Genomic DNA, 23,421 nt, shown 5'->3' on the forward strand with positions numbered 1-23,421 from the left:
ATCATGGGCAAACTGGACAAACTCGCACCCACCGGCGCGGCCGGCAACGTACCCCATCTCTTCTGGCATGCCAGCCAGGTGACGGCGCAGGCGCGCACGCACCAGGCGGGCCAGCAGGCGGCCACCATCTGGCTCACCGGCTTGAGCGGCGCCGGCAAATCCACGCTGGCCTGCGCGCTGGAGAAAAAGCTGATGGCCGCCGGCCACATGGCCTACGTCCTCGATGGCGACAACCTGCGCCACCACCTGAACCGCGACCTGGGATTCTCCCCCGCCGACCGCCGCGAGAACATCCGCCGCAGCGCCGAAGTGGCGCGGCTGATGAACGACGCGGGCCTGATCGTGATCTGCGCCTTCATCTCGCCATTGCGCAGCGACCGTGAAATTGCGCGCGACATCATCGGCAGCGGCAATTTTGTCGAGACCTACGTCAGCACGCCGTGCGCGGTGTGCGAGGAGCGCGATCCCAAGGGCTTGTACGCAAAGGCCCGCGCCGGCCTGATACCGGAGTTCACCGGCGTCTCGGCGCCGTACGAGGTGCCGCTCGATCCCGCCATGTCGCTCGACACCGGCGAACTGTCGCTGGAGCAGTCGTGCGAACGGTTGCTCGAGCACCTGTCGTTCCGGTTCCTATGATGGCGACGGGATCGCCGACCAAGTACGACGTCTTCAACGGCGACGCCGACGGCATCTGCGCGCTGCACCAGCTACGCCTGCACGCGCCGGCCGAGACCACGCTGATCACCGGCGTCAAGCGCGATATCGACCTGCTGCGGCGCGTGCCGCAAGGCGCGGCCGAGGTGGTGGTGCTCGACATCTCGCTCGACGCCAACGCCGGCGAGCTGCGGCGCCTGCTGGACGGCGGCGCGCGGGTCGACTACTACGACCACCACTCGGCCGATTGCGCCTTCGAACATGCCAACCTGCGCCTGCATTGCGACGGCTCGCCCGACGTCTGCACCAGCATCCTGGTCGACCGCCAGCTCGGCGGCCGCCACCGGCTGTGGGCGGTGGCGGCCGCTTTCGGCGACAACCTGGAACAGGTCGGACAAACCATGGCCACGGACATGGGCCTGCGCGACGACGCCATCGCCGACCTGGCGCGGCTGGGCCGGACCATCAACTACAACGCCTACGGCGAATGCACCGAAGACCTGCACATCGCCCCCGAAGCGCTGTACCGCGAATTGAGCGGCTACGAAAATCCGTTCGACTTCGTCGCCGCCAGCGCCATCTACCGCGACCTGCGCGAAGGTTACCGCGAGGACTGCGCCCGCCTGCACGAGCTGCAACCGTACCTGGAGCGGCCGGGTGGCGCCATCTACCTGCTGCCGGCGACGGCTTGGTCGCGCCGCGTCAGCGGCGTGCTGGCCAACCGGCTGGCGGCGCGGCGCGACGGCGCCTCCTTTGCCGTGCTCAATGAGCGGGCCGACGGCTCCTATCTGGTCAGCGTGCGCTCCGGGGCGCCGTCGCTGCGCAGCGCCTGTGGCCTGTGCCAGCAATTCGACAGCGGCGGCGGCAGGGTCGCCGCCGCCGGCATCAACCGCTTGCCGCGCCAGCAACTGGCCAGCTTCATGAAACGCTTTTGCGAGTATTTCGAATTGAAAGGAACATGGAATGACCACCGCCCCCAAAACTCCTAGCCTCCACGCGGCCCAAGGCGCCCGCCCGCGCCCCGTGATGATGATACCGTTGCGGCGCTGCGGCAGCCACGCGCTGCGCCTGCGGCTGAACATGTCGCCGCAGTTCTACTCGCCCTACCCGCTGCACATCGTCGACCTGATGCCGCTGGTGCCGCTGTACGGCGACCTGCGCGACGACCGCAGCTACTTCCGCATGGTGACCGACGTGATCGGGCTGCAGGCGGTCAGCATGGTCAAGTGGCCGGGCACCGTGTTCGATCCGGTCGAGATTTTCGAGACCATCCGCAATGAGCCGCGCAGCATCCACCGCGTGGTGTGGGAGCTGCTGCTGCGCGCCGGCGAGCGCCAGCACGCCGGCGTGGTGATGGACAAGTCGCTCGACAGCGTGCACTACGCGGACCAGCAAATGGCGCTGTATCCGGATATGTTGTTCGTCAACGTGGTGCGCGATCCGCGCGCGCAGGTGGCGTCGATGAACCGCGCCATCATCCACGACTTCGACAGCTTGCTCAACGCGCAGACCTGGCTCGCCGCGCACCGCGCCGCCGACCATGTACGCACGCGCTGGCCCGACCGGGTGCTGACGATACGCTACGAGGATTTCCTGTCGCAGCAGGAGGTCACGCTGCGGCAGGTGTGCGTCTTCCTCGGCATCGACTTTTTGCCGCAAATGCTGGACGTGGCGGGCTCGCAGGAGGCCAGGCAGCTCTCGCAATTGTCGGCGCTGTGGTCGTCGAACTGCTACCCGCCGATCGCCGCCAATATCGACAAGTTCAAGCAGCAGCTGACGACGCCGGAGATCAACGCCATCGAGACGCTGACGGGCGAGTACATGGATCGCTATGGCTACACGCGCCTGACGGCGGGGGACGCCGAGATCACGCCGGAACTCAAGGCGCAGGCGCGCCTGCGCTCGGACGAGGGGCGCGAGCGCGCGTGGCGCGATCTGGAACTGGACAATTTCAGGGATTATGTGCTGCGCCGCTGCCGCGCCGATTACTTGGCGCAGCTGGCGGCCAGGTTGACGCAGCAGGCGGCGCATCCGGGACGCAATACCATCGTCACGTTGGACGAGTTGGACCCGGCGGCGTTCGAGGTGACCGATTGAAGCCGGCCGCCCCGACGTGATGGCTTAACGCTTCAACTGCGACAAATCGCGCACGGCGCCACGGTCGGCCGACGTGGTCAACGCCGCATACGCCTGCAACGCCTGCGACACATAACGCTCGCGGTTGACCGGCTGCCAGGCGTCGCCGCCCTTCGCCTCCATCACCTGGCGGCGCGCCGCCAGGTCGGCGTCGCTGATGCGCAGGTTGATGCTGCGGTTCGGGATATCGATGTCGATCATGTCGCCCTCTTCCACCAGGCCGATGGCGCCACCCTCGGCCGCCTCCGGCGACGCGTGGCCGATCACCAGCCCCGACGAACCGCCCGAGAAGCGGCCATCGGTGAACAGCGCGCACGCCTTGCCCAAGCCCTTGGACTTGATGTACGAGGTCGGATACAGCATCTCCTGCATGCCCGGGCCGCCTTTCGGACCTTCGTAGCGGATGACCACGACGTCGCCCTCGTGCACCGTGTCGCCCAGGATCGCCTCGACCGCCGCATCCTGGCTCTCGAATACGCGCGCCTTGCCGCTGAATTTCAAAATGCTCTCGTCGACGCCGGCCGTCTTGACGATGCAGCCCTTCTCGGCCAGGTTACCGTACAACACGGCCAGACCGCCGTCCTGCGAATAGGCGTGCGCCTTGTCGCGGATGCAGCCGGCGCTGCGGTCCAGGTCCAGGGTCGCGAAACGCTCGGACTGCGAGAACGCGGTCTGCGTCGGCACGCCGCCCGGCGCGGCGCGGAACAGCTGGTGCACCGCCGGATCGTCGCTGCGTTTGACGTCGTTGCGTTCGATCGCCTCGGCCATGGTGGCCGCGTGGATGGTCGGCAGCGAGGTGTCGAGCAGGCCGCCGCGCGCCAGTTCGCCCAGGATGCCGATGATGCCGCCGGCGCGGTGCACGTCTTCGATGTGGTATTTGTCGGTCATCGGCGCGACCTTGCACAGGCATGGCACCTTGCGCGAGATGCGGTCGATGTCGGCCATGTTGAAGTCGACGCCCGCCTCGTGCGCGGCCGCCAGCAGGTGCAGCACGGTGTTGGTGGAGCCGCCCATCGAGACGTCGAGCGCCATGGCGTTCTCGAACGCGGCCTTGGTGGCGATGGAGCGCGGCAGCACCGAATAGTCGTCCTGCTCGTAATGGCGCTTGGCCAGTTCGACCACCAGGCGGCCGGCGCGCAGGAACAGCTGTTCGCGGTCCGAGTGCGTGGCCAGGATGGTGCCGTTGCCCGGCAAGGCCAGGCCCAGCGCCTCGGTCAAACAGTTCATCGAGTTCGCGGTGAACATGCCCGAGCACGAACCGCAGGTCGGACAGGCGGAACGTTCGATTTCGGCGACGTCGGCGTCGCTGACGGTTTGGTCGCCGGCCTTGATCATGGCGTCGACCAGATCGAGCTTGATGATCTTCTGCGTGCCGTTGACCACCTTGACCACCTTGCCGGCCTCCATCGGGCCGCCGGAGATGAACACCACCGGGATGTTGATGCGCATGGCCGCCATCAGCATGCCCGGCGTGATCTTGTCGCAGTTGGAGATGCAGACCATGGCGTCGGCACAGTGGGCGTTGACCATGTATTCGACCGAGTCGGCGATCAGGTCGCGCGACGGCAGCGAGTACAGCATGCCGCCGTGGCCCATGGCGATGCCGTCGTCGACGGCGATGGTGTTGAATTCCTTGGCCACGCCGCCGGCCTTCTCGATCTCGCGCGCCACCAGCTGTCCCAGGTCCTTCAGGTGCACGTGGCCGGGCACGAACTGCGTGAAGGAGTTGACCACGGCGACGATAGGCTTGTCGAAATCGCCATCCTTCATGCCGGTGGCGCGCCACAGGGCGCGCGCGCCGGCCATGTTGCGGCCGTGGGTGGTGGTGCGGGAACGGTATACAGGCATGATGTTTCTCCAGTGATAAGGCGGCTCTAAGGCTTTGAGCGTAGCCTGACAGATTGCCTTGCCCCTGCGCCGGTGTCAAATATATGATTTCCGCCTCTGTGAGTCGTATAAAATATCACCAGAGTAAATTTCAATACAAACACATATGAATCTGGAACGAGGATGAACCTGGAACTCCGGCAACTGCGCTACTTCGTCACCGTGGCCGAGGAACTCCACTTCGGCAAGGCCGCGCTGCGCCTCCACATGACGCAGCCGCCGCTGTCGCAAACGATCCAGGCGCTGGAGCAGTCACTGGGCGCGGCGCTGTTCGAGCGCAACCGCCGTGGCGTGGCGCTGACGCCGGCCGGCATCGCGCTGCTGCCGGAGGCCAGGCGGCTGCTGGCGCGGGCGCTGGAGCTGCCGCAGCTGGTCCAGCGGGCCGCCGCCGGCGAGGTGGGACGCCTGACGCTGGCCTTCGTCTCCTCGGCCGACTACAGCGTGCTGCCGCCGTTCCTGCGCGCCTACCGCGCCGCCTATCCGCAGGTGCAGATCACGCTGCAGGAGGCCACCTCCGACCTGCAGCTCGACGACCTGCTGCACAACCGCATCGACGCCGGCCTGCTGATTCCACCGCTGCCCGACAAGGCCAGGCTGGAACTGGACTATCTGCCGGTGCTCAACGAGCCGCTGGTGCTGGCCGTGCCGGCCGGCCTGCTGGCGAAGAAGGGCAAGGTGGCGCTGGCCGCGCTGCCACGGTTACCGCTGATCGTGTTCCCGCGCGCGATCTCGCCGGCGCTGTACGACGCCATCCTGTCGGTGTTCCGCGACGCCGGCATCACGCCGGAGATCGGCCAGCAGGCGATCCAGATGCAGACCATCGTCAGCCTGGTGTCGGCCGGCATGGGCATGGCGCTGGTGCCGCAGTCGGTCTCCAACCTGATGCGGCCCGGGGTAGAATACCGGGCCTTGGCCGGCGCAGGCCCGCTGGTCGAAACCGGCCTGGCCTGGCGCCGCGACAATACCTCGCCGGTGCTGCGCGGCTTTTTGGAACTACTGAATAAGAACTTGGGAAAGAACGCTCTATGCTGATACATCCGATGCCCGATCCGGTCGCCATTCATCTGGGACCGGTCGCGATCCACTGGTATGGCCTGATGTACGTGCTGGCCTTCGCGCTGTTCATCACCCTGGGCCGGGTGCGCATCAAGCAGCCGCACATCGCCGCGCAGGGCTGGCGCAAGGAGGACCTGGACGACATGCTGTTCTACGGCATGCTCGGCGTAGTCATCGGCGGCCGCCTGGGCGAGGTGCTGTTTTATGAGCCGGTCAAATACTTCTCCAACCCGATCGAGATCTTCAAGATCTGGCATGGCGGGATGTCGTTCCACGGCGGCTTTATCGGCGTGTTGATCGCGATGGCCGTATGGGCGCGACGCGCCGGGCGCAATCTGCTCGACGTCTACGACTTCATCGCGCCGCTGGTGCCGCTCGGGTACGCGGCGGGACGCCTTGGTAACTTCATCAACTCGGAGCTGCCGGGCCGCGTGGTGTCCGATCCGTCGCTGCCATGGGCGATGATGTGGCCGGACATCTCGTACCCGCTGTTCCCCAACCCCGTGTTCCTGCAAGGGCTGCGCCATCCGTCGCCGATCTACCAGATGCTGATCGACGGCTTGCTGGTGTTCGCGATCCTGTGGCTGTACGCCCGCAAGGAGCGTCCGCGCCTGGCGGTGGGCGCCTTTTATACGCTGCTGTACGGGTGCGCGCGCTTCTTCACCGAGTACTTCCGCACGCCGGACTGGGAGACCACCATCCTGGGCATGCCGATCACCTCCGGCCAGGTGCTGTCGCTGCCGATGATCGTCGGCGCCATCGCCATGCTGGTGTGGGCCTACAAGGTCAAACAGAAAGGCCGCGCGCCGGTCATTTCTTCAAAAGCTTGACGATCGCTTTCCATTGCGCCGCCGTGACGGGCGTGATGGACAGGCGGCTGCCCTTCTGCAGCACCACCATATCCTCCAGCGCCGGGATGGTCCGCATCTCGGCCAGCGACAGCAAACGGGTTTTCTCCGTGCCCTTCACATCGACCGAAATCCAGCGCGGCTGCTCCGGCGTCGCCTTGGCGTCGTAGTACTTGCTGGTCTTGTCGAACTGCGTGGCGTCGGGATACGGCCCGCCCGCCACCACCGCCAGGCCGGCGATGCCCGGCTCCGGGCAGCTCGAGTGGTAGAACAGCACGCCGTCGCCGTCCCGCATCTGGTCGCGCATGAAATTGCGCGCCTGGTAGTTACGCACGCCGAACCACGGCGTGGTCTGATCCTTTGACGCCATCACGTCGTCGATACTGACTTCATCGGGCTCGGACTTCATCAACCAGTATTGCATCGCTTTTCTCCAGACGAAAAAAAGCGGCTGCGCATTCACATGCTAACAACCGCTTTCTAAGATTAGGCCCCGCCTGTGCCGTCTTTGCCGGCATCCCGAACCAAACGGTTCAAGGTGGTCACAGTTAGTTCAATTTCGGGTTCATCGGTCTAGCGACGCTCACGCCCATCGAACAAAATTCCGCAACCGGTGCACATAAATGGTTCAAGGAATATATGGCAATCGCGAACACCGCAGGGTACGAAGAAGTTTACTCTCTTGTCCGCCGCAAAGGAAGGAGTTTAGCGAATTAAAACAGGGTTTCTTGCGGGGTAAGTGCGCTATCGAGCACTTTGTGCATGGCCGCGATCTTGGTCTGCACTTCCAGGATCGACATGTCAGACAACGGACCTTGCGGCGATTTCACCGACAGGAATTCCGCCGCCATGCCCAGCGCGGCCATCACGGCGATGCGGTCGTTGCCCTTGATCTTGCCGCCATCGCGGATGCCGGTCATCTTCTTGTCCAGCAAAGCGGCCGCTTCGCGCAGCGCGCGCTCTTCCTCGGGTTTGCACACCAGACGGTATGGCTGTCCCATGATGGACACATCCAGCTGAATCATCGTACATCCTCTTTTTCAGCCAGTTTGTCGGTTGCGGCTTGCTCAGCATCGTCCTGGTCGGACTCGGGCTTGGACTCCTGATCCAGCGACGGCACTTTTTCCAGCAGCGCCACGATGCGCGCGGAGGCGTCGTTGAGGCGGCGCTGATAGCCCAGGTTCTCGGCCACGATGGCGGCATTCGCTTGACGCAACTGTGCATTCTCGCGGCGCAAGGCATTGGTCATCTCGGCCAACTGGTCGATCTTGTCGGATAGTTCTTCAAATTCGGAAATCATCCCGCCACTATAGGCAGCGCGCGGGGCGCCGTCAACCGAATCCCGTGTCCGCAGCACCAATTTGGGGCTGCGGACACGGGATTTACGATGGATTTAATTAATGGCTAAGAATACAAGACACATTCTTATTGCTTTGCCAGCGTCATCACTTTACCCGCGGCTCGATCGTGACGTGCCCTTCGATGCCGCTGCCCTGACCTGGCTCGGCTTCGACGATCACATTGATCTCACGTTTGCCAGTGCCCGCCGGCAATGACAGGTCCAGTGGCGCGGGCGCGTACGTGTCCTTCTTCCCCACCAGCGCGCCGTCGACCCACACTTCGGCCTTGCCACGGATGCCTCCGAAGCGGATCAAGCCGTTGCCGTTGGCGAGGTTCTTGCGCGGCGTGAAGCTGGAGCGGTACAGGTGATATTTCGCGCCGGCGTCGGCCCATAGCGGCGGCGAACCCCATCCCCAGGTGTTCATATCGAAGCCGGCCAGTTTCTGGTTCGGGTCCGGACGCTGGTCGCTGACCGGCGCCACGCGCCAGCTGCGCACGAAGGTCGTCGGCGCGTCGGCGCTGGCGACGAACGGCTCGGGCGCCACCGCCTTGACCGGAATCGCGATCTTCGCCGCGTGCAGGCCGGGCGCCGTGGCGACCACCTCTACCGGCTGATTGCTGTCCCAGTTGGTCTGCACGATCAATTGCGCCAGGCCGTTGAACAGACGGCGCGTGGCGCCCTTCTCGTCCTCGTGCGAGGTCGGATCGCCGTTGCCATGGCCGATCGAGCGGCCGCCGCCCGTCACCGCGAAGGTGACATTGGCGTCGGCCAGCGGCACCGCGCGGCCTTGCGCGTCCAGCGCGCGCACCGTGATCGGCATGGCGTCGCGGCCATCGCCGGCCAGTTGCGCGCGGTCCGGCACCAGCTCCAGCGCGACGGCGGCGCCGGTGGTCTCCACCGACGTGCGCGCGACTTCCCTGCCGCCGCGATAACCGACCGCCTCCAGCTTGCCCGGCGCGTAGGCGACATTGAAGAAGTTCATGCGGAACGGATCGACCTGCTGCTCGCCGAGCGCTTTGCCGTTCAACAGCAGCTGCACCTTCTCGACGTTGGCCATCACCATCACGCGGATCTCCTTGCCCTCGCTGCCGCTCCAGTTCCAGTGCGGCGCGATGTGGATCAGCGGACGGTCCTTGATCCACTGCACCTGATGGATATAGTAGGCGTTCTTCGGGAAGCCGTTCAAGTCCATGATGCCGAACACCGAGCTGACAGCGGGCCACTCGTTGGGCGTCGGTTCGCCGCGATAATCGAAACCGGTCCAGACGAAGCCGCCGGCCACGTAAGGACGGGTGGCGATCGCCTCCCACGCGTCGCGGTGGGTATTACCCCACTGCGCGGCGTCGGCCAGGTCGTCGTAGCTGGCGATGATGCCCTTTTCCTTGACGGTCTTGAACTCGCCGCGCGTCATGAAGGCCGACGTGTCCTCCGAGCTGGTGAAAGGCTTGTCCGGGAAGGCCTTGTGATAGCGGTCGTAATCCGGCACCTGGTAGTTGGCGCCGACCACGTCGACCGCGTGCGAGACATTCAGGTCGCTGAAGAAGCCGCCGTTCATCGCCGCCGTCACCGGACGCGTGTCGTCCAGCGATTTGACCACGGCCGCCATGCGGCGCACCATCTCGTAGCCGACTTCCGAACCCTGCACCGGCTCCTCGTTGAAGACCGACCACAGGATGATGCCCGGATGGTGGCGGTCGCGCTTGACCATCCACTCCAGCTGCTTCATGTAGTCCGGCGACGGATTGAAGTTGCGGTTCTCGTCCATGACGACAAAGCCCATGCGGTCGACCATGTCCAGCACCTCGGCCGCCGGCGCGTTGTGCGAGAAGCGGATCGCGTTCACGCCCAATTCCTTGAGACGGCGCAGGCGGTATTCCCACACCGAATCCGGGATCGCCACGCCGACGCCGGCGTGGTCCTGGTGGATGCACACGCCCTGCAGCTTGACGTGCTGGCCGTTGAGGAAGAAGCCCTGCTGGGCGTCGAAGCGGATGGTGCGGAAGCCGGTGTGCAGCGACACCTCGTCCTGCGCCTTGCCGTCCTGGATCACGCGCGTGGTGACGCGGTACAGATTGGTTTTCTCGATCGACCACAGGGCCGGATCGTTGATGGAAAACGGCAGCTTGACGACGGCATCCTTCAATACGCCGACCGACGCCTTGGCGGTCTGGCGGCCGACCTGCTTGCCGGCCGGGTCGAACAGCGTGACTTCGACGGTGACGTCGGAGACCTTCTTGCCGCTGTTGTTGACGGTGACTTCCACCGGCAAGGTCCACTGTTTTCCTTTACCGGCGCGCGGCACGGCGTACACGCCGTCGGTCGCCACGTGCAGCGGCGCGCGCTTGACCAGCCACGCGTGGCGGTACATGCCGGCGCCCTCGTACCACCAGCCCTCCATCGCCTCCGCATCGGCGCGGATCGAGATGGTGTTGAGCGAGTCGCCATAATTCAGATACGGCGTGATGTCGATGTTGCTGGCGTTGTAGCCGGACCAGTTGCGGTTGACCACATTGCCGTTGACCCAGACCGTGGCGTGGGTGGCGATGGCGTCGAACTGTAGCTCGAAATGGCGGCCGCGATCGGCCGGGTCGACCTTCAGGTAGCGGCGATACCAGCCGATGCCGCGCGGACGGTAGCCCTGCGAGATATTGGCCTTCGGATCGAACGGCCCTTCGACGGCCCAATCGTGCGGCAGATCGAGGCGGCGCCAGTCGGAGTCATCGAATTCGGTGCCGGCCGCGCCGGGCGCGTTGCCGGCTTTGGCGTTGCTATACGATTCCTCGTGGCCGACGATGGGCGGGTGGACAACGTCGCCCAGGTGGAACAGCCAGCCGCGATCGAGCGACAGGCGCTCGCGCCCCGCTTTGACGTCAGGCTTGGTGGAAGTGGTGGAGGTGGTGGCCGCGTGGGCCGACACGCAGGCCGCCAGCAGCAAAAAAGCGGAGCCAAAGCCCCGCCAATTGAAGATGTTGGAATTCAAATTGGACTCCCGATAGGCGAAACCCGCAAACCTGGGGTCGTACCCCTGGGGGTACGACCCCGCCTAGCCGTGCGGGTTAAAAAAAACGGAGCAGCGCTCTCACGCACCGCTCCGTAAAACCACGATAAAAAAGTTACAAGAGACTAGGACATCACAGCTTGAACGACAGGCCCAGGTTGAAGCGGCGACCGAACTCGGTCACTTCCTGCTGCAGCGGGTTGTTAGCACTGGTGTAGACGGCCTTCTGATTGGTCAGGTTGTCGACACCGAAGCGCAGCTGGATGTTAGGCGTGATTTGCTTGGCCAGGTTCAGCGTCAGATAGGTTTCGTCTTCGTTGACCAGCAACTGGCCGGCGCTCCAGGTTGGATTGCGCACGAACGAGCTGTGATAGTTGGCCGACAGGCGCGCTTCGTAACCCGCTTTTTCATACCACAGCGTCACGCCGCCGTTGTGCTTCATCAGGCCCTCGATCGGGTAGGGATTCACGCGCGGGGTCTGCTCACGGATGGTGCTGGCCGTGTAAGCGTAGTTACTGGCGATACCCAGACCATCGAACGGCGCGGGCAAACCGGTGAAGGCTTGCTGGTACACCAGTTCCAGGCCACGGATGTTGCCACCTTTGCCGTTGACCGAACGGGTGATGTTCTCCGACTGGGTGATGGCGATGTAGCGCTGCACTTCCTTGTAGAAGGCGCCGGCCGACAGCAACGAACCCTTCGAGAAGTACCACTGGTACGCCAGATCGACCTGGTTGGCCATCATCGGCTTCAGCTCGGGATTACCGGCGCTGCCGGTGATTGGCTGGCCGCCGGTCGACAGGCTCAGATTACGCGAGGCGCGCAGTTCGTCCAGCGGCGCGCGCGACATGGCGCGGGCCAGGCTGAAACGAACCTGATGTTCCTGCTTCTCGTCCAGATTGAGGATCAGGTTCAGACTAGGCAGGATCTCGGTGTACGAGGTGCCGGCCGACACCGGGGTCGCCGGAGCGCCGCCCAGCGACTCGTTGCCGTAGCTGTCGGTCTTGGTGTGCACGACGCGCACGCCGACGTTACCGCGGTAGGTCTTGCCGAACGCTTCGCCATCGAGGTCGCCCTGGATGTAGGCCGAGGTGCTGCGCTCCTTGACCTTCCAGCCGGACAGCAGATCGTTTTGCGTCTGCGCGCGGCCGGTCGGATTGGAGGCGTTCGGGCCGAAGGCGGTGGCGATGCTGCCGTTGAAATCCTTGAGCGCGATGTACGACGGGAAGCCATCGACGGTGACGGTCTCGTAAGCCGATTGTGGAATGGTCACGCCATCGAACTGCCAGGTGGTCTGGCGATAGCTCTTTTCGCGGTCGGACGCGCGTACGCCGACCTTGATGCGGTTGATGATGCTGTTCTCGATCGGACGGGCGGCGCTCACCGACGCGGCGTTCAGCAGATCCTTCACGTGGCCGTCGGTATCGACGTACAGTTGGGCGGCGCCGAAGTTGGCCGGGTTGCCGGTATTCAGACCGCCGAAGTTATATGACTGGTTCTCGTTGCCGGTGAAATTCCAGGTGGTCTTGGTGAAGTCGTTGCTGGTCTGGCGCACGTCTACCCAGGCGCTGCCGCGCATCGCGTGCGAGGTCGACAGATCGGTTTCGACTTTCCAGTCGCCGGCGTTGAACTTGCCGTTCAAGCCGCTGGCGGCGACGCTGCTATCCTGGGTCCAGCGCGAGTGGTTGTTCACCACTTTGGTCCAGTCGGCGGTGGCGCCGGCGACATAGCCGTTGCTCACGTTGACATTGCTGTAGTTCGAGAAGTTGCTCAGTCCATCCGTCCAGTGCTGCAACTGGTCTTCGTCGACCGACGACTTGGCGTAATAGGTGTCGGCGGTGATCAGCACGTTGTTGTTCGGCTTCCACTCGACTTTGGCCAGCACGCTGCTGCGCTCATTGCTGCCACGACGGACATCGTCCTGGAAGCCCCATGGCGTCTTTGGATTGGCGCCTTCGTCAAAGCCCCAGTGGCGAACGTTCTTTTGCACCGACGGCTGGTCCTGATAGCTGAACGCGATGGCCGCGCCCAATGTCTTGTTCAGGAACTGGTCGATGTAGACGCCGCCCAGGCGCGGCGCGGTCTTGTCGGCGCCCGGAATGTCCTTGGAGATCGCGTAGTACAGGGCGTCGGCCTTGAGCGAAATCTGGCGGCCATTGTATTTCAGCGGCGAAACCGTTTGCAGGTCGATCGAGGTGGCGATGCCGCCTTCAACCAGCTCGGCGTTCTGCGATTTGTAGACGGTGGCGCCGCTCAGCGACTCCGACGGGAACTGCTCGAAACGCACGGCGCGGTTAGGCTCCGACGATGCCAGTTCGCGGCCGTTCAGCGTGGCGCCGATGAAGCGTGGGCCCATGCCGCGCGCGACGATTTGCGACGCGTTGCCGCGATCGAGGCCGGACGACAGGCCAGGCAGGCGCGCCAACGATTCGGCGATGGTGGTGTCGGGCAGCTTGCCGATGTCTTCCGACGATACGACTTCCACCATGCTGTTGCTGGCTTCCTTGGCCGCCAGCGCGTTGCGCACGGAGGCGCGGATGCCGGTCACGTTGACTTGCTGGATATCGCCGGCCACTGGCGCCGACGGTGCCGCGGGCGCGGCGGCTGCCGCTGCGGCTTCTTGTGCCAAGGCTTGCTGCGCCATCAACGGGGTGGTGAAAAGCGCCGCGATGAGCAAGCTCATTTTCTTGTGTTTCATGTGCATCTCCAGTGTTTGTATGAGTTCCGTCTCTGGTACAGAGCGGACGGATAGACTGGATGCTAAGCGAAACACGAGTTCAGAAGCCAATAGCTAATTGCAATCTGCCCATATCAAGTTCGTATATCAGACATACACAATGACGCAAACAGCAATAGCTCAGCTATGGCAACAGGAATAGAAAGAAGATCAAGCCGGCGGCAGGTAATGCGGGTACATGCTGGCGGCGGCGTCGCGCAAAGCCAACAACATTGCATCGGCGCCAGGCGAGAGCTGGTGCCGTTTGCGCGTGACGATGCCGAACGAATCCATGCTCACGCCCAGGTCGAACGGCAGCACGGTCATCAATCCGGCTTGCAGATACGCTTGCACGGCGTCCGCCGGAAGCGCTACCACCATGTCGCTGCTCATCAACAGGCTGGCGACCACCGGCAAGTCTTGCGTCTCCACCGTCTCGCCGGGCTGCTCCAGGCCGTGCGATAAAAACAACGCGGTCAGGCGGTCGCGCAGGATGCTGCCGGCAGGCGGCAACACCCAGCACTGGTGCATCAGCTCTTCGAGTTGCAGGTCGGTGCGGCCGGCGAGCGGATGGCCGCTGCGCGCGATCAGCAGATGCGGCTCGTCGGTCAGCGGTTCGAAATTGAGTTCGTCGGCGGCGGCCGTGTCGAGGATGCGGCCGACCACCAGATCGAGCTCGCCGCTGCGCAGGCGCTCGACCAGCACTTTACTGGTCGACATCTTGACCGCGACATGCACGCGCGCGTGGCGCGACTTGAGCAGGTTGATCGCCTTCGGCACCAGGCTGGTGGCCGGCGCCAGCACGGTGCCGATGCCCACGCGTCCGCGCAGGCCGGACAGCAGCTCCATCACTTCCTGGTGGGCGGCGTCCATCTCGGCCAGCGCCGCGCCGGCGCGGCGGATCAGTACTTTCCCGTACCAGGTCGGCGAGACGCCGCGCGAGAGCCGCTCGAACAGCTGAACGCCGAGCGCGTGTTCAAGCTCGCCCAGTAATTTGGACGCACCTGGCTGAGTCAGGTTGGCGGCTTGCGCCGCGTGGGCGATGGAGCCATGGCGGCCCAGTTCTACCAGCAAGACCAGATGGCGGGTTTTTAGATGGGAACGAACAAAGCGGTCTGAGCGGGAATCGGTCATATGGGTGATTATCTTGATCGCCCATCATATATGGCGGGCTGGTGCAGCGTCAATCACCGATGGCAGGTCCGGGCAGAACGGCGAAGCGGGCGGCGCCGCCATCGTCGAACGGCACGTCCGGCACGCCCCGGGACGGATGGCGCGCCAGATCCGCCGGCGAATCTGGCGCCAGGTCGGGCGGCAGGCCGTACAGGCCGCCGTTCGCGCCGAGCACCAGCAGCTGGCGCAGGCCCTCGCCGCCGAACGCCACGCCGGCGGCCGCCTCGCGCGCCATGCCGATGCGGCGCAGCGCGCCGCCGTGCGGCGCGTATTGGACCAGGGCGCCGCCCTGCACGCTCCACAGCCGGTCGCCGCTGTCGACCACGGCCGCGCCGGCGCCGCGCGCCAGCACCGGCGCAAAGGTTTTCACGTTGCTCACCTTGGCGCGCTCCGAATCATATTCGCATTGCATGATGTCGCCCTGGGCGGTGTCGGCGAAGTACATGCGGCGCCCGTCCGTGCTGAAGGCGATGCCGCCGGCCTTGACGACCACCGGCAAGGCCAGCCGGCGCAGCCCGTGCTGGTGCGAATACTGGTAAAAACTGCCGATCGGACGCTGGTCGCTGGCCGTGTTGGCGGTGCCGAAGACGAAATTGCCGCCGCGGTCGGTGCAGCCGTCGCTGATGCTGGTGCGCGGCTCGGCGGCGTCGACGGTGAGCAGGACCTGGCTTTGCAGCGGCCGGCTGGCCTGGCCGGGCGCCGGCAACTCGACCATGCCAAGGCGCTTGCCCTGCCCCAGCAGCACGCGGCCGGAGGTGCAGCACGCCAGCACGCAGGCGTTTTCCTGCAGGCGCTGGCCGCTGGGCATGCCGGCCGGGGCCGGCCAGGCGTACAACTGGCCGCCCTGCGGATCGGGCCAGCGCCAGCAGCGGCCGGCGGGGTCCCAGCGCAGCGCGGTGCCGGCCTGGCCGACGCGCAGCAGCATGATGCCGGGGGTCGACGCGACATGCGTACTGGAATCGATCATGCTGGCCGTGCTCCGGAGGATAGAATTGCGCCAGTCTAAAGGGACAAGGTTTACAATTGGTATGAATTTGCAACTATCAGCTATGCTGATATCAGATAGCTGGCTGGCTTATTTCTGCTATTCGATAATGATATGGCTCGTGTTGAATTAATCATATTTCCTGTCTAGGCGGGACGCTTAGACTGAAGGCTGTTCCCCGAACTTATTCTCCTTCTCCTATGAAAATCACCAAACTGACGACCTATCGTGTTCCACCGCGCTGGATGCTGCTGAAAATCGAGACCGATGAAGGCGTGGTCGGCTGGGGCGAACCGGTCATCGAAGGCCGCGCGCGCACCGTGGAGACCGCCGTCCAGGAAATGGAACCATACCTGATCGGCGCCGACCCGGCCCGCATCAACGACCTGTGGCAGACCATGTACCGCGCCGGCTTCTACCGTGGCGGCGCCATCCTGATGAGCGCGATCGCCGGCATCGACCAGGCGCTGTGGGACATCAAGGGCAAAGTGATGGGCAAGCCTGTCTATGAACTGCTGGGCGGCCTGGTGCGCGACCGCATGAAGATGTACAGCTGGGTGGGCGGCGACCGTCCGTCCGACATCATCGAACAGATCACCAAACTCAAGGCCGGCGGCTTCGACACCTTCAAGATGAACGGTACCGAGGAACTGGGCATGCTCGACACCTCGGCGGCCGTCGACAAGGCGGTGCAGCGCGTGGCCGAGATCCGCGAAGCGTTCGGCAACACCATCGAATTCGGCCTGGACTTCCACGGCCGCGTGGCCGCGCCGATGGCCAAGACGCTGCTGCGCGAACTGGAGCAGTTCCGTCCATTGTTCGTCGAAGAGCCGGTGCTGGCCGAGCAGGCCGAGTACTACGCGCGCCTGGCCGAAATGACGGCGATTCCGCTGGCCGCCGGCGAGCGCATGTACTCGCGCTTCGAATTCAAGAACGTGTTCGCGGCCGGCGGCCTGTCGATCGTGCAGCCGGACCTGTCGCACGCCGGCGGCATCACCGAATGCCTGAAGATCGCCTCGATGGCCGAAGCCTACGACATCACCCTGGCGCCGCACTGCCCTCTGGGTCCGGTGGCGCTGGCCTCGTGCCTGGCGGTCGACTTCGTGTCGTACAACGCCGTGCTGCAAGAGCAAAGCATGGGCATCCACTACAACAAGGGCGGCGAGCTGCTCGACTACGTGATCAACAAGGAAGACTTCACGATCACCGACGGCTACTGCAAGCCGCTGCCTAAACCAGGTTTGGGCGTGGAAGTGGACGAGGAACGGGTGATCGCCGCGAGCAAAAACGCACCCGACTGGCGCAATCCTGTATGGCGCCATGCGGATGGCAGCGTCGCCGAATGGTGATGCGGTAGTGAACGAGCCGGCGCTTCGACGCCGGCTTTTTTCTGCCTGAAGAAATACAAAACGAATGCGCAAACATATGCGCATCGTACCAAGCTTGAAAACAAAATCAACGGAGACTTACCATGAAACGTACCTTGCTCGCCGCAGCATCGCTATGCCTGATCGCCGCGACCCAACTCATCGGCGTCGCCCACGCCGCCGATCCGGTCAAGATCGGCTTCCTCGTCAAACAGGCGGAGGAGCCGTGGTTCCAGGACGAATGGCGCTACGCCGAGCAGGCGGCCAAGGACAAGGGCTTCACCCTGGTCAAGATCGGCATCCCCAACGGCGAGAAAATGATCGCCGCGATCGACAACCTGGCCGCGCAAAAAGCCCAGGGCTTCGTCATCTGCGCCCCGGACGTCAAGCTGGGCAAGGCCATCGAGCGCTCGGCCAAGCGCAACAACCTCAAGGTGATCTCGGTCGACGACCGGCTGGTCGACGGCAGCGGCAAGCCGATCGCCTCGATCCCGCACATGGGCATCTCCGGCTACGCCATCGGCAAGCAGGTCGGCGAAGGCATCGCCGCCGAAGTCAAGAACCGCAAATGGAACATCGCCGACGTGGGCGTAATCCGCGTCGCCTACGACCAGCTGCCGACCGCCAAGGAACGCACCACCGGCGCCATCGACGCGCTCAAGGCGGCCGGCTTCCCGGTCGCGAACATCGTCGACGCGCCGCAAGCGAAGACCGACACCGAGAGCGCCTTCAACGCCGCCAACATCGCGCTGACCAAGAACGCGCGCTTCAAGCACTGGGTGGCCGTGGGCCTGAACGATGAAGCGGTGCTGGGCGCCGTGCGCGCCGCCGAAGGCCGCGGCATCAAGGCCGACGCGATGGTCGGCGTCGGCATCGGCGGCGCCAAGGCCGCCGAGAATGAACTGAACAAACCGGCGCCCACCGGCTTTTATGGCTCGGTGATGATCAGCGCCAGGCAGCACGGCTACGAGACGTCGGTCAACATGTACAACTGGATCACCGGGAAAGCGACCCCGCCGGCCGAAGTGCTGACCAAGGGCATGCTGATGACGCGCGCCAACCAGGCCGACGTCCGCAAGCAAATGGGGATGTAAGCCATGGCGGCTTACCTCCAATTCGACGAGGTCTGCAAATTCTTCCCCGGCGTGAAAGCCCTGAACGGCGTGAGCTTCGACGCGCACGCCGGCCAGGTGCATGGCCTGCTGGGCGAGAACGGCGCGGGCAAGTCGACCCTGCTCAAAATACTGGGCGGCCAATATAAACCCGACGGCGGCCGCCTGCTGGTCGACGGCGCCGAGTGCCGCTTCACCAGCGCCAAGGACGCCATCGGCGCCGGCATCGCCGTCATCCACCAGGAGCTGCAGTACGTGCCCGAGCTGACGGTGGCGGAGAACGTGCTGCTGGGCCGCATGCCGACCCGCTTCGGGATACTGGACAAACCCAAGGCCCACCGCATGGTGTCGGAGAAGCTGGCCGCCATCGGCGTCGACCTGGCGCCGGACGCCAGGCTGGCCGACCTGTCGATCGCGCAGCGGCAGATGGTCGAGATCTGCAAGGCCATCATGCAGGATGCCCAGGTCATCGCCTTCGACGAACCGACCAGCAGCCTGTCGCACCGCGAGACCGAAATCCTGTTCCGCCTGGTGCGCGAACTGCGCGCCGACGGCCGCACGCTGATCTACATCTCGCACCGGCTGGAGGAACTGTACGCGCTGTGCGACGCCTGCACCATCTTCCGCGACGGCCGCAAGATCGTCACGCACCACGTCATGGCCGAGGTTCCGCGCGACCGCCTGATCAGCGACATGGTGGGGCGTGAACTGAGCGACATCTACGATTACCGTCCGCGCGCGCTCGGCGCGGAACGCCTGCGGATACAAGGCCTCAACGGCCGCCACATGCGAGGTCCGCAAAGCTTTTCCGTGCGCGGCGGCGAAGTGCTGGGCTTTTTCGGCCTGGTCGGCGCCGGCCGCAGCGAGTTGATGCGGTTGCTGTACAACGCCGATCCGCGCAGCGCCGGCCAGGTGCTGCTCGACGGCGCGATCGTGCCGACCGGCGCGCCGACCGACGCCATCGCCGCCGGCATCGTGCTGTGTCCGGAGGACCGCAAGGAGCAAGGCATCCTGGCCACCGCCTCGGTGGCGGAGAACATCAACATCAGCGTGCGCCGCATCGACCTGCGCGCGGGCCTGTTCCTGCGCCATAAGAAGGAGGCGGCGCTGGCCGACGAATTCATCGCCCGGCTGCGCATCAAGACGCCCAACCGCGAGCAGGAGATCCGCCTGCTCTCGGGCGGCAACCAGCAGAAGGTGATCCTGGCGCGCTGGCTGGCCGAACCCGGGCTGAAGGTGCTGATCCTCGACGAACCGACGCGCGGCATCGACGTCGGCGCCAAAAACGACATCTACCGCATCATCCACGAGGTGGCCGAACGCGGTTGCTGCGTGATCGTCGTCTCGAGCGAACTGCCGGAGGTGCTGGGCATCTCGGACCGCGTGATCGTCATGCGCGAAGGCGCCATCTGCGGCGAACTGTCGCGCGCCGACGCCAGCGAAACCGAGGTGCTGCGCCTGGCGCTGCCCGATGCGACCGCCGGCGGCCTTGCCCCCGCCCCCGCCCACATTGAAACGCCAGCCCTTCATACCCGGAGCATCGCATGAACGTCTCATCCATCAATCCCGCCGCCAAGCCGGCGGCTCCCCTGGTCTCGCGTCAATGGCTGATCGAATACAGCATGCCGCTGGCGTATGTCGTACTGTTCGCGGTGCTGGCCGTCACCGTCGAAAACTTCTTCTCGGTGACCAACGTCGTCGGGCTGATGCTGTCGGTGGCGCAGATCGGCATGGTCGCGTGCACCATGATGCTGTGCCTCGCCTCGCGCGACTTCGATTTGTCGGTCGGTTCCACCATCGCCTTCGCCGGCGTGCTGGGGGCGATCGTGCTGGAACATAGCGGCAGCGTGGCGCTGGCGGTGGGCGCCGGTCTCGCGGCCGGCGCCCTGATCGGCGCGCTCAATGGCGTGTTGATCGCCTACCTGCGGGTGAACGCCTTGATCGCCACCCTGGCGACGATGCTGATGGTGCGCGGCCTGGCCTTCATCGTCTCGCAGGGCCAGGCGGTCGGCATCAACAACGACGCCTTCATCGACTTCGGCGACACCCGCATCTTCGGCATGCCGCTGCCGGTGCTGATCTGCGCCTGCTGCTTCGTGGTGTTCGGTGTTTTGCTGAACCAGACGGTCTTCGGCCGCAACACGCTGGCCATCGGCGGCAATCCGGAGGCGGCGCGGCTGGCCGGCGTGCGCGTCGAGCGGCTGCGCGTGTGGATCTTCCTGCTGCAAGGGTTGGTCACCGCGATGGCGGGCCTGATCCTGGCCTCGCGCATCACCAGTGGCCAGCCGAATGCGGCGCAGGGCTTCGAGCTCGATGTGATCTCGGCCTGCGTGCTGGGCGGCGTTTCGCTACAGGGCGGCAAGGCGCGCATCTTCGGCGTGCTGATCGGCGTGCTGATCATGGGCACGGTGGAAAACGTCATGAACCTGATGGATGTCGACGCGTTTTACCAGTATCTGATGCGCGGCGTGATCCTGCTGGTGGCGGTGCTGCTGGACCAGCTGAAGACGCGCGGCGACCGCCATTAACCCCGCTAACCGTGATTCGCCGGGGCCCGCGTGACAAATCGCTTATCAAACGAGGTCGCCATCGTCACCGGCTCGACACAAGGCATCGGCGCGGCCATCGCCCGCCGCTTCGTGGCGGAAGGCGCGCTGGTCGTCCTCAATAGCCACCGCGACGACGACCATGCCCGCGCCATCGCCGACGAACTCGGCCCCGAACGCGCCTTCTTCATCGCAGCGGACGTCGCCGACCGCGCCGCGATGGAACTGCTCGTCGCGCGCACCGTGGCGCGCTTCGGCAAAATCGACATCCTGGTCAACAACGCCGGCATGAACGTCTTCGGCGATCCGCTGACCTTGAGCGACGACGACTGGAAGCGCTGCTTCGCCGTCGACCTGGAAGGCGCCTGGAACGCCGCGCGCGCCGTGCTGCCGGCCATGCTGGTGCAAGGCGGCGGCAGCATCGTCAACATCGCATCGGTCCACGGCCACAAGATCATTCCCGGTTGCTTCCCCTACCCGGTCGCCAAGCACGCGCTGATCGGCCTGACGCGCGCGCTGGGCCTGGAATACGCCGCGCGCGGCATCCGCGTCAACTCGATCTCGCCGGGGCTGATCGTCACCGACATGGTCGAACGCCACTTTGCCGGCTTTCCGGACCCGGAGGCCGAACGCACTCGCCAGGCCGCGCTGCTGCCCTGCAAGCGCCTCGGCACGCCGGAGGAAGTCGCCGCCACCGCGCTGTTCCTCGCCAGCGACGAAGCCCCGTTCATCAACGCCACCGACATCCTGATCGACGGCGGCCGTTCGCAGCTGTACCACGAATAAACCGCCGGCCCCCGTTAGCGCGCGTGCAAGTTGAACACGTCAAATCCTGACGATGATGGAAGTTCGTTCATTCCCTGAGCTTCGTCTTGTTCACTGCGCCCCGCAACATGACGATAGGCCAAATATTTCCCCCCAGTCTCGCCAAGGCCACCCGTGGCCACCACAATAAGCATCTCGTGCGGCGCAACGTAAAACCTCATTGGACGGTTCTTCTCCGCAAAGTCCAACCGATCTGGACGGTCTGAATCCGCAAAGTATGTGATGGCGAAACCCTGTAGCGCGTTCGCAGTAAATTCACCGGACACAATCAGCGCGCGCTGCGTCTTGCCCACGCACTGCGCATTAACCATGGCGCCTCGCGAGTTATCAAGACTTCCAAAGAACGGTGTGCGCACTTTTCCATATTGAAGATAATAGATGTACGTCGAAGCGATTTTCAAGTCCCGAACCACAGCGACATGTTGAGAGGGTCGAGGCCCCAACTTACAGGTAAGAACCTGCTCTGCCGCGACGGCGCTGGTGGCGAGACACACAGCGATAACACTGAAGATTTTTTTCATTTGACCATGTCTCGCAACACTTCCATCGAATCAGGATTTGCTGATAATTTTTCGGCAGCAGCTTTGATCTTGTCATAGTAAATTCCGTTGCGCAGCCCCCTGTAGTCCTTGTATGCCTCCACGACTGGGGAAGTCGCGCCGGCAGCGCTGTTCTTGGATATTAACGCCTGAAGATACGCAGTACCCGTGCGAATATTTACCGCCTCGTCAGCGAGCGCTGGACTGTCATGAAAGGCATCTGCTTCTGCGTATAGTTCGGCCTCTGGGCGCCGCTCCTTGCGCGGTCTCTCCAAGTTCTTCAAGCGTGCGAGTTCCCGTAACGGCGCTTTCAGCAACTGCATTAATCCGCGCGCGGAACTTCCCTGGGCTCGAGCATCCTTATCAAATCTCGACTCCATGTAAATCTGGCAGATGATAACGTCGGTCCCCACTGAAAATCGATTATTGGCTTCGACAAGCGCCCTGATTTCCCTTAGTTTCGAGGAATCATCTACTTTTACTATTTCTGACTTCGTATCGGACACAGGTGTCAGCTTTGCCGTGTGAGTTTTGACGGGTCTCCGCTGTGTCATTTCAATGGTCCCAGTTGGGATTGATCGGACAAGGCTCTGGCGCGAAAACACGCAAAATGGCATGGTCGGCGTGTCGAGCGGAGACCTTCGCGGTTCTTCCACTGGAATTGGTGCGCCATCCAAATGCTTGCCACCAGCGAGTTCGATAACGTAAGGCCAGTCGACCATAGGAACGCCGGACACTTTATCCGTCAGCAGAAAGTCGAGATCGTAATCCTCGTCCACTTTCGCCAGAATTGAATGTTCCGCAGCTGATACGTCCACGCTTGACGAAGCGTTAGTCCCGCGCGTTACTTCCACTACGTGACATCGCAATGATTGGCTTGCAACAAGACGGGGCGAGGGGATGCAACCGCACAGGCAGAGATCGTTTTCCAGCGCCACTTGCTTACCGTTCCAATGCTCTGGAATTCTTGGACCGACACACAGAATTTGACCTTGCGATTTGCATGCCGGACAAGAAATCAGGTCATTTTCCAAGGCGATGGACACACCATTTATACCGCCATTGGCGCTCGCTGAAATGACCTTGCCGCCCGACGTAGTCGGCGCACCGAGTGTGATGGTGTAACGTTCATAACTTTTCTCAACAAGATTGATGGATTTAGTATTGGAGCCCTGCGTAATGATGGTTTTGAGAAAACTCAAACACGTCGCGGGTCCAATACGGTAGTCGGGTCCGG

20 protein-coding genes and 1 other RNA gene are annotated in these 23,421 nt (G+C 64.0%); 10 read left to right on the forward strand and 11 right to left on the reverse strand.

From position 1 onward, the window contains the following. The first annotated feature begins 3 nt into the window (after positions 1-3). From cysC to BMX85_RS20255, 3 genes are read left to right on the forward strand one after another with little or no spacing between them, the layout of a single operon-like run. A complete protein-coding gene (cysC, locus tag BMX85_RS20245; protein ID WP_090322895.1) occupies positions 4-636 on the forward strand; it encodes an adenylyl-sulfate kinase in 633 nt (210 codons plus the stop codon). Continuing rightward, on the forward strand, positions 633-1,643 hold the full coding sequence (locus tag BMX85_RS20250) for a hypothetical protein (protein ID WP_229210580.1): 1,011 nt from the start codon (positions 633-635) through the stop codon (positions 1,641-1,643). The genes cysC and BMX85_RS20250 overlap by 4 nt, the downstream gene beginning before the upstream one ends. Then, positions 1,618-2,751, forward strand: coding sequence for a sulfotransferase family protein (locus BMX85_RS20255; protein WP_090322901.1), 1,134 nt, complete (start codon positions 1,618-1,620; stop codon positions 2,749-2,751). The genes BMX85_RS20250 and BMX85_RS20255 overlap by 26 nt, the downstream gene beginning before the upstream one ends. A 24-nt stretch (positions 2,752-2,775) precedes the next feature. Here BMX85_RS20255 and ilvD read toward each other — a convergent pair whose 3' ends face one another. Then, complete coding sequence (gene ilvD, locus BMX85_RS20260) at positions 2,776-4,638, reverse strand: dihydroxy-acid dehydratase (protein WP_090322905.1); 1,863 nt, start codon at positions 4,636-4,638, stop codon at positions 2,776-2,778. Between the two features lie 162 nt (positions 4,639-4,800). On the opposite strand from ilvD, the gene BMX85_RS20265 reads away from it, so the two are divergent. Together BMX85_RS20265 and lgt are read left to right on the forward strand one after the other, a co-directional pair. Then, positions 4,801-5,709 (forward strand): LysR family transcriptional regulator, encoded by a 909-nt coding sequence (locus BMX85_RS20265; RefSeq protein ID WP_090322909.1) that lies wholly within the window; start codon positions 4,801-4,803, stop codon positions 5,707-5,709. Continuing rightward, complete coding sequence (gene lgt / locus BMX85_RS20270; protein WP_090322913.1) at positions 5,703-6,563, forward strand: prolipoprotein diacylglyceryl transferase; 861 nt, start codon at positions 5,703-5,705, stop codon at positions 6,561-6,563. Before BMX85_RS20265 ends, lgt begins: the two co-directional genes overlap by 7 nt. Here the strand turns inward: lgt and BMX85_RS20275 are convergent. The 8 genes from BMX85_RS20275 to BMX85_RS20310 form a co-directional block, all read right to left on the reverse strand. Continuing rightward, positions 6,544-7,005 (reverse strand): EVE domain-containing protein, encoded by a 462-nt coding sequence (locus BMX85_RS20275; RefSeq protein ID WP_090322916.1) that lies wholly within the window; start codon positions 7,003-7,005, stop codon positions 6,544-6,546. The genes lgt and BMX85_RS20275 overlap by 20 nt on opposite strands. A 62-nt stretch (positions 7,006-7,067) precedes the next feature. Continuing rightward, positions 7,068-7,248: non-coding RNA, 6S RNA (ssrS, locus tag BMX85_RS20280), on the reverse strand. A gap of 46 nt (positions 7,249-7,294) precedes the next feature. Beyond that, positions 7,295-7,606, reverse strand: coding sequence for a cell division protein ZapA (locus BMX85_RS20285; protein WP_090322921.1), 312 nt, complete (start codon positions 7,604-7,606; stop codon positions 7,295-7,297). Next, positions 7,603-7,881, reverse strand: coding sequence for a hypothetical protein (locus BMX85_RS20290; protein WP_090322922.1), 279 nt, complete (start codon positions 7,879-7,881; stop codon positions 7,603-7,605). Before BMX85_RS20290 ends, BMX85_RS20285 begins: the two co-directional genes overlap by 4 nt. 145 nt (positions 7,882-8,026) lie before the next feature. Beyond that, positions 8,027-10,903, reverse strand: coding sequence for a beta-galactosidase GalA (galA, locus tag BMX85_RS20295; RefSeq protein WP_090322928.1), 2,877 nt, complete (start codon positions 10,901-10,903; stop codon positions 8,027-8,029). A 151-nt stretch (positions 10,904-11,054) separates the two neighbouring features. Further along, positions 11,055-13,619 (reverse strand): TonB-dependent receptor, encoded by a 2,565-nt coding sequence (locus BMX85_RS20300; RefSeq protein WP_090322933.1) that lies wholly within the window; start codon positions 13,617-13,619, stop codon positions 11,055-11,057. A 189-nt stretch (positions 13,620-13,808) separates the two neighbouring features. Then, positions 13,809-14,711 carry a LysR substrate-binding domain-containing protein gene (locus tag BMX85_RS20305; protein ID WP_229210581.1) on the reverse strand — a complete coding sequence of 301 codons (903 nt, stop codon included), beginning with the start codon at positions 14,709-14,711 and terminating at the stop codon, positions 13,809-13,811. A gap of 109 nt (positions 14,712-14,820) precedes the next feature. Next, entirely contained in the window at positions 14,821-15,777 is a 957-nt protein-coding gene (locus tag BMX85_RS20310; protein ID WP_229210582.1) for an SMP-30/gluconolactonase/LRE family protein, read from the reverse strand. A gap of 218 nt (positions 15,778-15,995) precedes the next feature. Between BMX85_RS20310 and dgoD the strand changes: the two genes are divergently transcribed. The 5 genes from dgoD to BMX85_RS20335 all read left to right on the forward strand — a co-directional run bounded on the left by dgoD (position 15,996) and on the right by BMX85_RS20335 (position 21,606). Then, positions 15,996-17,144 carry a galactonate dehydratase gene (dgoD, locus tag BMX85_RS20315; RefSeq protein ID WP_090322942.1) on the forward strand — a complete coding sequence of 383 codons (1,149 nt, stop codon included), beginning with the start codon at positions 15,996-15,998 and terminating at the stop codon, positions 17,142-17,144. A 122-nt stretch (positions 17,145-17,266) separates the two neighbouring features. Then, the gene (locus tag BMX85_RS20320; protein WP_090322946.1) at positions 17,267-18,256 is read left to right on the forward strand and encodes an arabinose ABC transporter substrate-binding protein; all 990 of its coding nucleotides are present in this window, start codon (positions 17,267-17,269) and stop codon (positions 18,254-18,256) included. 3 nt (positions 18,257-18,259) lie between these two features. Continuing rightward, a complete protein-coding gene (gene araG / locus BMX85_RS20325) occupies positions 18,260-19,822 on the forward strand; it encodes an L-arabinose ABC transporter ATP-binding protein AraG (RefSeq protein WP_090322951.1) in 1,563 nt (520 codons plus the stop codon). Continuing rightward, positions 19,819-20,802, forward strand: coding sequence for an L-arabinose ABC transporter permease AraH (araH, locus tag BMX85_RS20330; RefSeq protein ID WP_090322954.1), 984 nt, complete (start codon positions 19,819-19,821; stop codon positions 20,800-20,802). Before araG ends, araH begins: the two co-directional genes overlap by 4 nt. A gap of 30 nt (positions 20,803-20,832) precedes the next feature. Next, positions 20,833-21,606: an SDR family oxidoreductase gene (locus tag BMX85_RS20335; protein WP_090322957.1), complete on the forward strand. Its 774-nt coding sequence runs from the start codon at positions 20,833-20,835 to the stop codon at positions 21,604-21,606. A 14-nt stretch (positions 21,607-21,620) separates the two neighbouring features. Here BMX85_RS20335 and BMX85_RS20340 read toward each other — a convergent pair whose 3' ends face one another. Both BMX85_RS20340 and BMX85_RS30805 read right to left on the reverse strand, forming a co-directional pair. Continuing rightward, positions 21,621-22,166: a hypothetical protein gene (locus BMX85_RS20340; protein ID WP_090322959.1), complete on the reverse strand. Its 546-nt coding sequence runs from the start codon at positions 22,164-22,166 to the stop codon at positions 21,621-21,623. Beyond that, positions 22,163-23,386, reverse strand: coding sequence for a PAAR domain-containing protein (locus BMX85_RS30805; RefSeq protein ID WP_229210583.1), 1,224 nt, complete (start codon positions 23,384-23,386; stop codon positions 22,163-22,165). The genes BMX85_RS20340 and BMX85_RS30805 overlap by 4 nt, the downstream gene beginning before the upstream one ends. Positions 23,387-23,421: the final 35 nt, after the last annotated feature.

Origin of the sequence: Duganella sp. CF517 (assembly GCF_900110275.1) — a bacterium.
GTDB lineage: Bacteria > Pseudomonadota > Gammaproteobacteria > Burkholderiales > Burkholderiaceae_D > Rugamonas.